Raw genomic sequence first — 12,866 nt, 5'->3', positions numbered from 1 at the left:
CCCCGGGGCGATCTTCACAGGGCTGTGGACAACACCTCGGCGGACCCGTCGGGGGCCGCGTCAGCGCAGGTCGAGCCACATGAGGATGTCGTCCCGGTCGTCGCCGGGCGCCACCCGGATCGCACCCGGCAGCCGACCGACCTCCTTGTAGCCGCAGCGGGCGTAGAAGTGCTCCAGCCCGATCCCGCCGCGGCAGTCCAACTGCAGCCCGGTAAGGCCCCAGCCGCGGGCCAGCCGCTCCGCCTCCGCGAGCAGGGCGACCCCGTCGCCGCGGCCCTGGAAGTCGGGGTGCAGCATGACCCGCGCCAGGCCCCGCCAGTGGGCCTTGAGCCCGAAGCGGTTGTCGACGACGAAGAGTGCCCCGGCCAGGCGGCCGGTCTCCACGTCGTGCGCGACGAGGAGCCGGTCGGCGCCGTCCCCCAGCCCGGCGAAGGCCGCGAGCGCGGTCGGCCGGACGTCCTCCCGGCTCACCGGCGGCACGAATCCGATCGCGCCGCCGGCGTTGCTGGCGTCCGTCCAGACGCCGACGATCCCCTCGACGACGTCGGGGGTGAGCTCCGGGTCGAGCGTGAAACGCAGCGCCATCAGAAGCGCATCGGCTGCGGCGCCTCGCGGCGGTCGGCGTCCGGCCCCGGGTACTCGTTGATGATCTCGTAGCGGGTGTTCCGCTCGACCGGACGGAAGCCCGCGTCGCGGATCAGGTCCAGCAGGTCGTCACGGGTCAGCTTGTTCGGCGTGCCGAAGCCGTCCGCGTCGTGGGTGATCTTGTACTCGACGACCGAGCCGTCCATGTCGTCCGCACCGTGGTTCAGCATCAGCTGGGCGCCGGCCAGGCCGTGCATCACCCAGAAGACCTTGACGTGCGGGACGTTGTCGAACAGCAGCCGGGAGACGGCGAAGGTGCGGATCATGTCCGCGCCGGTCGCCATCGTGGTGCGCGCCTGCAGCGTGTTGCGGATCTTGCCATCGCGCGAGTCGTGGAAGTCGTGCTGGTAGCGCAGCGGGATGAAGACCTGGAAGCCCCCGGTCTCGTCCTGCAGCTCACGCAGCCGCAGCACGTGGTCCACGCGGTGGCGCGGCTCCTCGATGTGGCCGTAGAGCATCGTCGCGGGCGTCTTGAGGCCCTTGGAGTGCGCCAGGCGGTGGATCCGCGACCAGTCCTCCCAGTGGGTGTCGTGGTCGACGATGTGCTGCCGCACCTCCCAGTCGAAGATCTCGGCGCCGCCGCCGGTCAGCGACTCCAGGCCGGCGTCGATCAGCTCGTCGAGGATCTCGTCGGCCGACAGGCCGGAGATCTTCTCGAAGTGGTGGATCTCGGTGGCGGTGAAGGCCTTGAGCCCGACGGTCGGCAGCGCCTCCTTGAGGGCGCGCAGCGACCGCGGGTAGTACCGCCAGGGGAGGGTGGGGTGCAGGCCGTTGACGATGTGCAGCTCGGTGAGCTGGTCGGTCTCCATCGCCTTGGCGAGCTTGACCGCCTCCTCGATGCGCATCGTGTACGCGTCCTTCTCGCCCGGCTTGCGCTGGAACGAGCAGTACGCGCAGGAGGCGGTGCAGACGTTCGTCATGTTCAGGTGGCGGTTGACGTTGAAGTGGACGACGTCGCCGTTCTTCTGCGTCCGAACGTGGTGGGCCAGCCCACCGAGCCACGCGAGGTCGTCGGTCTCGTAGAGCGCGATCCCGTCCTCACGGGTGAGCCGCTCCCCGGCGTAGACCTTCGCCTCCAGCTCGCGCTTCAGCCCTGCGTCCATCCGAGTCCCGCCTCCATCAGCGACCTGACAAATCCGTACGAGCCTACGCCCTGGGCAGATGGGGACGTTGCACCCCCCAGGGGCGCGAGAAACTGCGCGAGAGACCACCGGCGTGCGGATGGCCCCGCGCGTGCCGGACCCCGTCTGCGTGGGTGGCTTGTCGCGCAGTTCCTCGCGCCCCTGAGGTGAGTGCAGCTACCTCAAAGTGCCAAAAGTCTGCCGAGCAGGGCCGGGTCCAGGTTGCCGCCGCTGACGACGGCGGCGAAGCGGCTGCCCGGCAGCTTCTCGCCGTGGAAGAGGTACGCCGCCGGGGCCACCGCGCCGGACGGCTCCGCCACCAGGCGGCCCCTGCGGGCCAGGACGGCGACCGCCTGCGCGATCTCCTCCTCCGAGACCGTGATGATGTCGTCCACGTACGCCTGCACGTGCTCCCACGGGAGCTCGCCCAGCGAGGTCGTGCGCAGGCCGTCGGCGATGGTGCGGTAGGTGTCCGCGTGGGCCCAGGCGCGCCGCTCGCCGGCGCGGAAGCTCTCCGCCGCGTCGCCCGCGAGCGCCGGCTCGACGCCGATGACGCGGACGCCCGGCATGGTCAGCTTGAGCGCCGCCGCGACCCCGCTGATCAGACCGCCGCCGCTGACCGGGACCAGGACGGTCTGCAGGTCCAGGTCCAGCGTCGCCGCGTCGTCGGAGATCTCCAGGCCGGCCGTGCCCTGGCCCGCGATGATGTACGGGTCGTCGTACGGCGGTACCCAGACGTAGCCGTGCCGCTCCACCAGCTCCCGCGGGAGGTCGTCCCGTTGGGTCATGTCGACGAGGATCACCTCGGCGCCGAAGGAGCGGGTGTTCTCGACCTTCACCTCGGGCGAGGTGTCGGGCATGACGATGACGGCCTTGATGCCGAGCTGCCGCGCCGCGTAGGCGACCGCCTGGGCGTGGTTGCCGCTGGACTGGGCGACGACGCCGCGCGCCCGCTCCTCCGCGCTCAGCGCGGCGAGGCGGTTGTAGGCGCCACGGATCTTGAACGCACCGGTGGGCTGGAGGTTCTCCGGCTTCAGGTGCAGCGACCTTCCGGGGAGGTCGGCCCAGGGGCAGGGCAGTAGCGGGGTGCGCACCGCGACCCCGGCGATCCGTCCCTGCGCCTCGCGCAGTTCGTCCAGTGTCACCAGGGCCATGGGGGCATCACGCCTTTCGCGTCGCGTCCGTGAACTCGGTGTCGGGCAGCTCGACCGCCCGGTTCTCCCACTTGGTGGAGAGGACCACCGTGGTGCGGGTCCGGGCGACGCCCTTGGTGCCCGAGAGCCGCTTCACGATGGATTCGAGGCCGTCCACGTCGGGGACGCGCACCTTGAGCATGTACGAGTCGTCGCCCGCGATGAACCAGCAGTCCTCGACGTCGGGCAGGTCGCGCAGCCGGGAGGCGACGTCGTCGTGGTCGGCGGCGTCGGTCAGCTGCAGGCCGATCAGGGCGGTGACGCCGAGGCCCAGCGAGGCCGGGTTCACCGTGGCGCGGTAGCCGGTGATGACACCGGCCTGCTCCAGCCGGTTGATGCGGTCGGTCACGCTGGGGCCGGACAGGCCGACGAGCCGTCCCAGCTCGGCGTACGAGGCGCGTCCGTTCTCACGCAGCGCCTGGATGAGCTGCCTGTCCACGGCATCCATGATCGAGAACCTGGCCTTCCAATCGTTGGGGAACCTGCCGACAGTATCCGGAATCCAAAACTCCAAGCCGACGCGGCCCCCGGTTCGCAAAGAAGATACTCCGACGAGGTGACCTCCATCACGTCGAGGCGGAGCCGCTCCCCAGTTCGCCCGTCCAGCGGGCGTACAGACCGTGCTGGACGCGCGCGGCGTCGAGCACGCGTCCGGCCACGAAGTCGACGAGCTGCTGCACGCTCGCCGAGCCCGCGTAGAAGCCCGGCGAGGCCGGGATGACCGCCGCGCCCTGCCCGTCCAGATCGGCGAGTTGACGCAGGGTCACCCCGCTGAGCGGCGACTCGCGCACGCACAGCACGAGCGGGCGGCGCTCCTTGAGGGTGACGCTCGCGGCACGTTGCAGCAGGTCCTTGCTGAGCCCGATCGCGATCCCGGCGACCGCCGCAGCGCTGCACGGGACCACGATCATCCCCTTGGCCGAGTAGGAGCCGCTGGACGGGCCCGCGGCGAAGTCCCCGGCCGTCCAGTAGCGCACGTCGTCCAGCTCGAAGGGGTCGGGCTTGCCGCGGTCCAGCGGGTGTTCCAGCCACTCGCGCAGGTCCTCGCGCCAGTGCCCGTCCCGGAAGGAGATGCCCGTCTCGTCGATCAGCGTCAGCCGTGCGGCGCGACTGACCACCACGTCGACGGCCTCGCCGGCCCCGAGCAGGCCGCGTATCACCGCCGCCGCGTACGGCGTCCCCGACGCCCCCGACACCCCCACGACCCACGGTTCACGCTTCACGTGATCGACCCTAACGGGATCGGCCGGTCAGTCGTGCACCAACCGGAAGGCCGTGCGGCGGCCGAGGGTGCCGAAGGACGGCGCGAGCAGGAGGAGCGCGGCGTCCAGCAGGTCCGGTCGGCCGAGGCCGGCGAAGGCGGGGACCAGGCCGACGGCGGTGATCAGGGCCTCGACGGTGGGGGCGTCCGCGGCGTCGGAGACGGTGTAGAAGAGGTGCCCCGGCTCGCCGTCCCACAGCGGGTCGGCGAAGGTCTCCCAGGCCTGGCTGTTGAAGGCGCGGGCGTAGCGCGCCGTCGGGACCAGCGCACCGACCAGTTCGGCGCTGTGCAGGACCGGCTGCGGGAACCGGTTGGTCGCGTCGATCAACAGCTTGCCCGCGAGGGCGTCCGCGTGGGTGCGCAGGAACGCCTCCACGTCACCCGCCGGGATGGCCAGCAGCACGGTGTCGGCGGTCGCGACGGCCTCCTGCGGGGTGGCGACCTTCGCCCCGGTGTCACCCGCGGCCTCGGAGGCACCCGGGTCGCGGGAGCCGAAGACGACGGAGTGACCGGCCCTGGCGAAGGCACGGCCCAACGTGCCCCCGATGTTTCCGGTGCCGATGACGGCGGTGGTGCCGATGACACTGTCGATCCCGCTCATGACGAAGCCCTCCCGTTGACGATCGACCTACGAGGTCGGTCAGCAACGGGAGGGCCGTTGAAATTCCGTCAGGGAGTGAGCCCGCGCAGCACCAGGTCGAGCAGGGCGAAGCAGAACAGCGAGATCCCGACGAAACCGTTCACCTGGAAGAAGGCCCGGTTGAGCCGGCTCAGGTCACCCGGACGGACGATGGAGTGCTCGTAGACGAACGCCACGGCCACCACCACGAGGCCCATCCAGAACGCCCACCCGGCCCCGGTCAGCCACGCGTACCAGCCGAGCAGCAGCATCGTGACGACGTGCGCGGCCCGCGCGCCGTAGAGCGCGTTGGCGACGCCGAAGCGGGCCGGGACGGAGCGGACGCCGTCGGCACGGTCGGCCATCACGTCCTGGCAGCCGAAGATCAGGTCGAAGCCGCCGATCCAGACGCCGACGGCCAGGCCCAGCACGCAGGCCTCCCAGGACCAGGTGCCGGTGACCGCGATCCACGCGCCGATCGGGCCCATGGCCTGGGCCAGGCCCAGGATCGCGTGCGGGAAGTCGGTGAACCGCTTGCCGTAGGGGTAGACCACCATCGGGATCACCGCGATCGGCGCCAGCGCCAGGCAGAGCGGGTTGAGCAGCGCCGCGGCGGCGAGGAAGACGACCAGCGCGACCGCAGAGCCGGTGTACGCGGTGCGCAGCGAGACCGCCCCCGTGACCAGCTCGCGTCCGGCCGTCCGCGGGTTCCGCGCGTCGATCTCGCGGTCGATGATGCGGTTCGCGGCCATGGCGAAGGTCCGCAGACCCACCATGCACAGGGTCACCAGCAGCAGCTGGGTCCAGTGCACGTGCCCGTCCTGCAGGAACATCGCCGTCAGCGCGGCGATGTAGGCGAAGGGCAGCGCGAAGACCGAGTGCTCGATCATCACCAGCCGCAGGAACGCCTTCGTCTTGCCGATCTCCGGCGTGGCGACAGCCGTAGTCATCAGAGCCCGTACTCCTTCCAGCGCGTGTCCACGAGCGAGGCCGTGGCCGGGTCCGAGAGGACCATCTCGGGCCAGCCGCCGTCGCGGGTGTAGCCCTCCTCCGGCAGCTTGCGGGTCGCGTCGATCCCCGCCTTGCCGCCCCAGAACTGCTGGTAGGAGGCGTGGTCGAGGTGGTCGACCGGCCCTTCCACCACCGACAGGTCCCGGCTGTAGTCCACGTTGCCGAGCGCCCGCCAGGCGACCTCGTGGTAGTCGTGGACGTCGCAGTCGGAGTCCACCACGATGATCAGCTTGGTCAGCGACATCATGTGGGCGCCCCAGATCGCGTGCATGACCTTCTGCGCGTGCTTGGGGTACTTCTTGTCGATCGAGACGATCACGCAGTTGTGGAAGCCGCCGGCCTCGGGCAGGTCGTAGTCGACGATGTCCGGCACGATCACCTTGAGCAGCGGCAGGAAGAACCGCTCGGTGAACTTGCCCAGCGGACCGTCCTCCGTCGGCGGGCGGCCGACCACGATGGACTGCAGGATCGGACGGCGGCGCATCGTCACGCAGTCGATGGTCAGCGCCGGGAAGGGCTCCTGCGGGGTGTAGAAGCCGGTGTGGTCGCCGAACGGGCCCTCGGGGAGCATCACGTCCGGGTCCAACCACCCCTCGAGCACGACCTCGGCGTCGGCCGGGACCTGGAGCGGGACGGTCTTGCAGTCGACCATCCTCACCCGCTCGCCGCCGACGAATCCGGCGAACAGGTACTCGTCGATGTCGCCCGGCAGCGGCGCGGTGGCCGCGTAGGTGACGGCCGGCGGGCAGCCGAAGGCGATCGCCACCGGCAGCTTCTCGCCACGCTTGGCGGCCACCGCGGCGTGGTTGCGGCTGTCCTTGTGGATCTGCCAGTGCATCCCGATGGTGCGCTTGTCATGGCGCTGCAGCCGGTAGAGCCCGAGGTTGCGGACACCGGTGTCCGGGTCCTTGGTGTGGGTCAGGCCCAGGTTGAAGAAGGACCCGCCGTCCTGCGGCCAGGTGAACAGCGCGGGCAGCTGCATCAGGTCCACGTCGTCACCGGTGAGCACGACCTCCTGGACCTTGGCCTCGCCCGGCTTCACCTTCTTCGGCGGCACGTGCGTCATCCCGGCCAGCTTGCCGAAGGCCTCGCGCACGCCGGTGAAGCCGTGCGGCAGCTCCGGCTTGAGCAGCCCGGCGATCCTCTCGCCGATCTCGTCGGCGGACTTCAGTCCCAGCGACTTCGCCAGCCTGCGCTCGGTGCCGAAGACGTTCATCGCCAGCGGCATCGAGGAACCCTTGACGTTCTCGAAGAGCAGCGCCGGGCCCTTCGCCTTCTGCACGCGGTCGACGATCTCCCCGACCTCCAGGTACGGGTCCACCTCCACCTTGATCCGCTTGAGGTCGCCCTCGCGCTCCAGCGCTCGGAGGAAGGACCGTAGATCGTCGTAAGCCATAGCGCTCAGTATCCGTCACGGGTCCGCGATCACCGATTGCGGGGGCGGGCGTAAATGCTTTGTTTCGTGCATTTACAGGGGTGCACGGCGCCCCGACACTGCCGGGCATGACCACCGACCGGATAGCCGCCTACGGGGACCACGTCCTCGCCGTCGAACCCACCGGGGCCGAACCCGTCCCCGCCTCCGCGCGCCACGGCCGCCCGCTGGGCCTGCTGTGGACCTGGACCTCACCCAACATGGAGTTCGCCACCGTCTTCGTCGGCGTGCTCGGCGTCGGCGTGTTCGGTCTGGACTTCTGGTCGGCCGCCCTGGCCATCGTGCTCGGCACCGCGCTCGGCGCCGTCGCACACGGCTTCCTCGGCCTGGCCGGTCCCCGCTTCGGCGTGCCGCAGATGGTCGCCGGCCGCACCGCCTTCGGCTACCGCGGCAACGCCCTGCCCGCCGGGCTGAACGCGCTCACCGCCGGGATCGGCTGGTTCGCCGTGAACAGCGTCAGCGCCGCGTACGCGCTCGGCACACTGACGGGCTGGCCGGTGCTGCTCTGCCTGTTCCTGGTGGCCGTGCTGCAGGTGGCCATCGCCTTCTTCGGCCACAACTTCATCCACACGGCGGAGAAGTACACCTTCCCCGTGTTGACGGTGGTCTTCCTGGTCGCGGCGGCCGTCATCCTCGGCAAGGCGCACCTCGGCGCGGCGACCGGCGCGCACGCCTTCCCCGGCGCCTTCCTGCTGACGGCCGGCGCCGCCTTCGGCTACGCGGCCGGCTGGACGCCCTACGGCTCCGACTACACCCGCTACCTGCCCGCGTCGACGCCGCGCCGGCAGGTGGGCCTGTGGCCGGCCGTCGGCGTGTTCTGGTCCTGCGTGCTGCTGGAGATCGTCGGCGCGGCCTCGGTGACGATCACGGTGCCGTCCGGGCTGTCCCCGACGGCCGCCTTCGTGCACCCGCTGCCCGGCTGGCTCGCCGACCTGACCCTGCTGGCGATCACGGTGGGCGGCATCGCCGCGAACGCGCTGAACATCTACTCCGGCGCGCTGTCGTTCGTGGCCATGGGCATCCGGCTCCCGGCGTCCGTGCGGCGGGCGACGGTCGCGCTGGTCTTCGGCGTGGCCGGGACGGCGGTGGCCTGGTCGGGCCTGCACGACTCGGGCGCGAAGTACACCGACTTCCTGCTGGTGATCACCTACTGGATCGGCCCCTGGCTGGCCGTGGTCTTCCTGGACCGCTGGTACCGGCGCGGGCAGGACGACGCGACGGTAGCCGCGGATCTGGAGCCGGCCTCGAACTCACCGACGGCGCGGTTCGGCAACTGGGCCGGGCCGGTCGCCATGGCGGTCGGCACCGGGCTCGGTGTCTGGCTCTTCTCCAACCAGACGGAGTACACCGGGCTGGTCGCCCGGCACGTCCCGCAGATCGGCGACATCGCGTTCCTGGCCGGGTTCCTGATCGCGGGTCTGGTCTACGCGGCGCTCCGGGCGGTTCCCGCCTTCGGTCCGGTTCGGGGCGGGCTCGCCGAGGCATCGTAAGCACATGCCCTCCCTCGATTACCGCTCCCTTCTCTCCGTCGCCGTCGGCGAGGCCCAGCGCGGCCTCGCCGAGGGCGGCATCCCGATCGGTGCCGCGCTCTTCGGTCCCGACGGCGAGCTGCTGGGCTCCGGCCACAACCGTCGCGTCCAGGACGGCGATCCCTCCGTGCACGCCGAGACCGCCGCCTTCCGCGCGGCCGGCCGGCTGCGCGGCTACGGCCGCACCACGATGGTGACGACGCTCTCGCCCTGCTGGTACTGCTCGGGCCTGGTCCGGCAGTTCGGCATCGGCCGCGTCGTCGTCGGCGAGGCCACCACCTTCCACGGCGGCCACGACTGGCTCGCCGAGCACGGCGTGGAGATCGTGCTGCTCGACGACCCCGCGTGCGTCCGCATGATGACGGACTTCATCCGCGACCACCCCGACCTGTGGAACGAGGACATCGGCGCATGATCCCCACCATCGACCTCGGCCCCTGGCTGACCGGCACGGCGGCCGAGAAGGCCACGACGGCGACGGCGGTCGACGTCGCGCTGCGCAACGCCGGCTTCCTGCTGGTCACCGGACACGGCGTCACCCCGGCGGAGCGGGGCGCGGTGCGCGCGGCGGCACGGGAGTTCTTCGCCCTGCCGTCGGCGAGGAAGCAGCGGTACTCCGTCGGTGTCGGCGGCCGGGGCTGGCTGGCCAAGGGCGCGGAGGCCAACGGCTACGCCGAGGGAACGCCCACGCCACCGGACCTCAAGGAGTCCTGGACGGTCGGCGCGGACACCCCGAGCGGCGACAGCGCGATCGACGCCTTCTGGTTCCAGCCCAACCGCTGGCCGTCGGCGGAGGCCCCCGCGCTCCGGCCGGCCGTCGAGTCCTACCTGTCCCGGATGCGGACCCTGTCCGACGAGATCCTGCGCCTGCTGGGCGCGGCGCTCGGCCAGGGCGAGTCGTTCTTCACCGACCACACCCGGCATCCCACCTACACGCTGAACATCAACTGGTACCCGGGCGTCTCCGTGGTCGGCGCACCGGAACCCGGCCAGTTCCGGATCGGCCCCCACACGGATTTCGGCACGGTGACCCTGCTGGACCGCGAGCCCGGCCTCGGCGGCCTCCAGGTCGACATCCCGGGCGAGGGCTGGGTCGACGCGCCGTTCGTCCCGGGCGCGCTGACGGTCAACATCGGCGACCTGATGGCGCGCTGGACGGGCGACCGGTGGCGCAGCGGGCGCCACCGCGTGCTGCCGCCGTCGGCGGAGGCGCCGGAGGAGGACCTGATGTCGCTGGTGTTCTTCTACGAGTGCGACCCCCACACGCGGGTGTCCCCGGTGGCCGGCCCGGTCGCATACGCGCCGGTGGATTCGTCGGAGTACCTGCGACGGAAACTGGAGGCAATCACGGTGTGACCCTCAGGGGCGCGAGGAACTGCGCGACAAGCCACCCGCGGCCTTGAGATCCCGAGCGGACAGGGCCATCCGCCTCGGGTGGGTTGCTCGCGCAGTTCCTCGCGCCCCTGAGGGTGACCGTCAGCTGTGGCCGAGCTCCTCGGCCGGGGTGCTCTCCTCGACGGAGCCGCCGGAGCGGTCCGGGTGGAGCGGGAGGGGTTCGAGGGAGAACTCGTCCAGGACCGGCGCAGCCGGAACCGCGGGAGCCGGCATGACCGCCGCCTCGGAGTGGGCGCCGCAGCCGTACGCGAGGGAGATGATGCGCCCGTCCGCGGGGCTGAACTCGTTGCTGCACACGCCGAAGGCCTGACTCAGCGAGCCGCCCAGCGGAACCATGAAGCCGCACGAGACACACGCCGCCGGCGCCGCCTGCGCCATCGGCGAGTGCGCGCCGAACTCCTTCTCCCAGCGGTCCGCGGCCAGGTTGAGGCCGAGCCGGCTGAGCACCCGAGGCCGGCCCATGCCCAGCTCGTCGGCGACGGACGCGATCTGCGCGCGCTCGACGTCCGCGGCGACCTGCACGCGTCCGCCGTCGGGCTCGATCGCCACGTCCTCTCCGGCGATGCCGGACAGGCGGTCCTCCGCCAGCACCGAGTTCGGCGCGGGCTCTTCGTCGCCGGAGTAGCCCGGCTCCAGGCGCAGGTCGTCCGCCTCGCTGGGGAGGAGGTCACCGGGGCCGAGGTCACCCGGGCGCAGGCGCTCGCTCCACGGCACCCACTCCGGCGCGATCAGCGCGTCCTGCCCGGGCAGCAGCACCGTTTCGTCGAGGGTGACCTGCTTGGCCCGCGCAGCACGGGTCACCGTGACCGCCCAGCGCCAGCCCCGGTAGGCCCTCTCGGTGGTGGCGAAGTAGTGGGTGACCACGCGTTCGCCCTCGACGTCCAGGCCGAGGTGCTCACCGACAGCCGCAGCACCGACGGCGTCGACCGCCGCGTGCCGGGCGAACTCCACGGCCTCGGCGCACACGCGGTCAGGGGTACGGCTTCGCGTCGTCGTCGCAGCAGTCATCACGGACCGATTCTCTCCTACACCTCGTCGCGGCCCCAACCACGCCCTCGAACCAGCCACCCTGCGCGGGGTGCGCGCGGCGGCGGTCCGGGTTCCTATTCTTGCCGAACGTCCGCTCCGCTGTCCCGTGTGGACGCGGAACCCGCCGCTGAAACTACCGCTCCGCGCCCTCCCTGTCGGGCACCATGGGAGATATGGCCGAGGCGGAAGCGGGAAAAGCCCGGCGTGCGGCGTCAGCCGTACACCGGTTCACCTCGGCTGCCGCCCTGCGCACCGGCAACGCCGCGAACGCGACGGGGCGCGGGATCCGCAAGGCGACGTCCGCGGAGGGCGCGGGCGAGTCGGGCCTGGCCAAGCTGATCGAACTGCACGCGGTCAACTCCGCGGGCGACATGATGATCACCGTCGCGCTGGCCTCGACGATCTTCTTCTCGGTGCCGACGCACGAGGCGCGCGGGCGTGTCGCCCTCTACCTGCTGATCACCATGGCGCCGTTCGTCCTCCTCGCCCCGGTGATCGGTCCGCTGCTGGACCGGATCCCGAGCGGACGCCGGGCGGCGATGGCCGGCAGCATGCTGGTGCGCGCCGCGCTCGCGTGGATGATGGCGGGCTCGATCGCCGGGGCGGGGCTGCAGATCTATCCGCTGGCGCTCGGTGTGCTGGTCGCGTCCAAGGCCTACGGGGTGATCCGCAGCGTCGTGGTGCCACGACTACGGCCGCCACAACTGCCACTGGTGAAGGCGAACTCGCGGGTCTCCCTCGCCGGGCTGCTCTCCACCGGCGTGGCCGCCGTGCTGGGCGGCCTGCTGCACCTGATCGGACCGGACTGGCCGCTGCGCGGGGCGTTCCTGATCTACGTCGTGGGCGCCGGGCTCGCCTTCGCGCTGCCGCACAAGGTGGACCTGGCCAAGGGTGAGGAGCGGGCCCTGCTGCACGCCGAATCCGCCGAACCCGCCGACGCGCCGCACACCGGTTCGACCGACACGACGGACACGGACGAGGCGGGGACCGAGCCCGCCGCGACGCGGCACAGCGCCAAGGCGGTGCTGCGCTCGGTCGGCCCCGGCGTGATCCTCGCGCTCGGCGCGGAGGGCTCGCTGCGCGTCCTGTTCGGCTTCCTCACCTTCTTCCTGGCCTTCCTGGTCCGCGAGCACCCGCTCGCCGGACTGCCCGCGACAGCGTCGCTGGCCCTCGTCGCCGCCGCGCTCGGCATCGGCAACACCCTCGGCACGGTCGTCGGCGCCTGGCTGCGCACCCGGGGCCCTGAGACGCTCGTCACGTTGATGCTGGCCCTGGCCTTCGGCTCGGCGCTGGCCGCGGCGGTCTTCTACGGCGCTCCCACCGTGGTGCTGCTGGCCTTCGTCTCCGGCTTCGCGCAGTGCATGGGCAAGGTCGCCCTCGACGCGCTGATCCAGCGCGACGTGCCGGAGACCGTCCGGACCTCCGCATTCGCCCGTTCGGAGACGGTCGTCCAGCTGACCTGGGTGCTCGGCGGCGGCCTCGGGATCGTGCTGCCGCTGGTCGGCGAGGTCGGCATGGCCACGGCCTCCGCGCTGATGGGGGTGGCCCTGCTGTGGGCCGTCCGGGCCCGTACGACGCTCCACGTGCGTCACGCGGCGGCCGCCCCCGACGTGGCGTGATCGTCACGG

At 71.6% G+C, this 12,866-nt stretch carries 13 protein-coding genes; 4 read left to right on the top strand and 9 right to left on the bottom strand.

Annotated features, from left to right (window positions below):
* Window positions 1–60 precede the first annotated feature (60 nt).
* The 8 genes from BMY61_RS00400 to BMY61_RS00365 form a co-directional block, all read right to left on the bottom strand.
* Entirely contained in the window at window positions 61–585 is a 525-nt protein-coding gene (locus tag BMY61_RS00400) for a GNAT family N-acetyltransferase (RefSeq protein WP_042453633.1), read from the bottom strand.
* A complete protein-coding gene (gene mqnE / locus BMY61_RS00395; protein ID WP_042453632.1) occupies window positions 585–1,748 on the bottom strand; it encodes an aminofutalosine synthase MqnE in 1,164 nt (387 codons plus the stop codon). The genes BMY61_RS00400 and mqnE overlap by 1 nt, the downstream gene beginning before the upstream one ends.
* 200 nt (window positions 1,749–1,948) lie before the next feature.
* Window positions 1,949–2,920, bottom strand: coding sequence for a threonine ammonia-lyase (locus tag BMY61_RS00390; protein ID WP_042453630.1), 972 nt, complete (start codon window positions 2,918–2,920; stop codon window positions 1,949–1,951).
* A gap of 7 nt (window positions 2,921–2,927) precedes the next feature.
* Complete coding sequence (locus BMY61_RS00385; RefSeq protein WP_042453628.1) at window positions 2,928–3,407, bottom strand: Lrp/AsnC family transcriptional regulator; 480 nt, start codon at window positions 3,405–3,407, stop codon at window positions 2,928–2,930.
* Between the two features lie 118 nt (window positions 3,408–3,525).
* Window positions 3,526–4,182: a UbiX family flavin prenyltransferase gene (locus BMY61_RS00380; protein ID WP_075003701.1), complete on the bottom strand. Its 657-nt coding sequence runs from the start codon at window positions 4,180–4,182 to the stop codon at window positions 3,526–3,528.
* A gap of 27 nt (window positions 4,183–4,209) precedes the next feature.
* The gene (locus BMY61_RS00375; protein ID WP_052439075.1) at window positions 4,210–4,821 is read right to left on the bottom strand and encodes an NADPH-dependent F420 reductase; all 612 of its coding nucleotides are present in this window, start codon (window positions 4,819–4,821) and stop codon (window positions 4,210–4,212) included.
* Window positions 4,822–4,889: 68 nt separating this feature from the next.
* Window positions 4,890–5,789 carry a menaquinone biosynthesis prenyltransferase MqnP gene (gene mqnP, locus BMY61_RS00370; RefSeq protein ID WP_042453626.1) on the bottom strand — a complete coding sequence of 300 codons (900 nt, stop codon included), beginning with the start codon at window positions 5,787–5,789 and terminating at the stop codon, window positions 4,890–4,892.
* Window positions 5,789–7,246 (bottom strand): menaquinone biosynthesis decarboxylase, encoded by a 1,458-nt coding sequence (locus BMY61_RS00365; protein ID WP_042453624.1) that lies wholly within the window; start codon window positions 7,244–7,246, stop codon window positions 5,789–5,791. The genes mqnP and BMY61_RS00365 overlap by 1 nt, the downstream gene beginning before the upstream one ends.
* Window positions 7,247–7,353: 107 nt before the next feature.
* Here BMY61_RS00365 and BMY61_RS00360 point away from each other — a divergent pair, with 107 nt between their 5' ends.
* The 3 genes from BMY61_RS00360 to BMY61_RS00350 are packed head-to-tail and all read left to right on the top strand — an operon-like array spanning window position 7,354 to window position 10,170.
* Window positions 7,354–8,775: a purine-cytosine permease family protein gene (locus BMY61_RS00360; protein ID WP_042453622.1), complete on the top strand. Its 1,422-nt coding sequence runs from the start codon at window positions 7,354–7,356 to the stop codon at window positions 8,773–8,775.
* 4 nt (window positions 8,776–8,779) lie between these two features.
* On the top strand, window positions 8,780–9,229 hold the full coding sequence (locus BMY61_RS00355) for a nucleoside deaminase (RefSeq protein WP_042453620.1): 450 nt from the start codon (window positions 8,780–8,782) through the stop codon (window positions 9,227–9,229).
* Window positions 9,226–10,170 carry an isopenicillin N synthase family dioxygenase gene (locus tag BMY61_RS00350; protein WP_042453619.1) on the top strand — a complete coding sequence of 315 codons (945 nt, stop codon included), beginning with the start codon at window positions 9,226–9,228 and terminating at the stop codon, window positions 10,168–10,170. Before BMY61_RS00355 ends, BMY61_RS00350 begins: the two co-directional genes overlap by 4 nt.
* A gap of 120 nt (window positions 10,171–10,290) precedes the next feature.
* Here the strand turns inward: BMY61_RS00350 and BMY61_RS00345 are convergent, their stop codons facing one another.
* Window positions 10,291–11,217, bottom strand: a complete 927-nt coding sequence (locus BMY61_RS00345) for a DUF3027 domain-containing protein (RefSeq protein WP_042453617.1) — start codon at window positions 11,215–11,217, stop codon at window positions 10,291–10,293.
* A gap of 185 nt (window positions 11,218–11,402) precedes the next feature.
* Between BMY61_RS00345 and BMY61_RS00340 the strand changes: the two genes are divergently transcribed.
* Window positions 11,403–12,857, top strand: coding sequence for an MFS transporter (locus BMY61_RS00340; RefSeq protein WP_082015330.1), 1,455 nt, complete (start codon window positions 11,403–11,405; stop codon window positions 12,855–12,857).
* Window positions 12,858–12,866: the final 9 nt, after the last annotated feature.

This window comes from Streptacidiphilus jiangxiensis, from assembly GCF_900109465.1.
Taxonomy (GTDB): Bacteria; Actinomycetota; Actinomycetes; order Streptomycetales; family Streptomycetaceae; genus Streptacidiphilus; species Streptacidiphilus jiangxiensis.
This window is presented reverse-complemented; position numbering and strand designations above follow the sequence as displayed.

Bases quoted from the DNA above. Each gene is read 5' to 3' on its own strand.
- BMY61_RS00355 (WP_042453620.1), top strand. From the start codon at position 8,780: ATGCCCTCCCTCGATTACCGCTCCCTTCTCTCCGTCGCCGTCGGCGAG.
- BMY61_RS00385 (WP_042453628.1), bottom strand. From the start codon at position 3,407: ATGGATGCCGTGGACAGGCAGCTCATCCAGGCGCTGCGTGAGAACGGA.
- mqnE (WP_042453632.1), bottom strand. From the start codon at position 1,748: ATGGACGCAGGGCTGAAGCGCGAGCTGGAGGCGAAGGTCTACGCCGGG.
- BMY61_RS00345 (WP_042453617.1), bottom strand. From the start codon at position 11,217: ATGACTGCTGCGACGACGACGCGAAGCCGTACCCCTGACCGCGTGTGC.
- BMY61_RS00375 (WP_052439075.1), bottom strand. From the start codon at position 4,821: ATGAGCGGGATCGACAGTGTCATCGGCACCACCGCCGTCATCGGCACC.
- BMY61_RS00350 (WP_042453619.1), top strand. From the start codon at position 9,226: ATGATCCCCACCATCGACCTCGGCCCCTGGCTGACCGGCACGGCGGCC.
- BMY61_RS00340 (WP_082015330.1), top strand. From the start codon at position 11,403: ATGGGAGATATGGCCGAGGCGGAAGCGGGAAAAGCCCGGCGTGCGGCG.
- BMY61_RS00365 (WP_042453624.1), bottom strand. From the start codon at position 7,246: ATGGCTTACGACGATCTACGGTCCTTCCTCCGAGCGCTGGAGCGCGAG.
- BMY61_RS00400 (WP_042453633.1), bottom strand. From the start codon at position 585: ATGGCGCTGCGTTTCACGCTCGACCCGGAGCTCACCCCCGACGTCGTC.
- BMY61_RS00360 (WP_042453622.1), top strand. From the start codon at position 7,354: ATGACCACCGACCGGATAGCCGCCTACGGGGACCACGTCCTCGCCGTC.
- BMY61_RS00390 (WP_042453630.1), bottom strand. From the start codon at position 2,920: ATGGCCCTGGTGACACTGGACGAACTGCGCGAGGCGCAGGGACGGATC.
- mqnP (WP_042453626.1), bottom strand. From the start codon at position 5,789: ATGACTACGGCTGTCGCCACGCCGGAGATCGGCAAGACGAAGGCGTTC.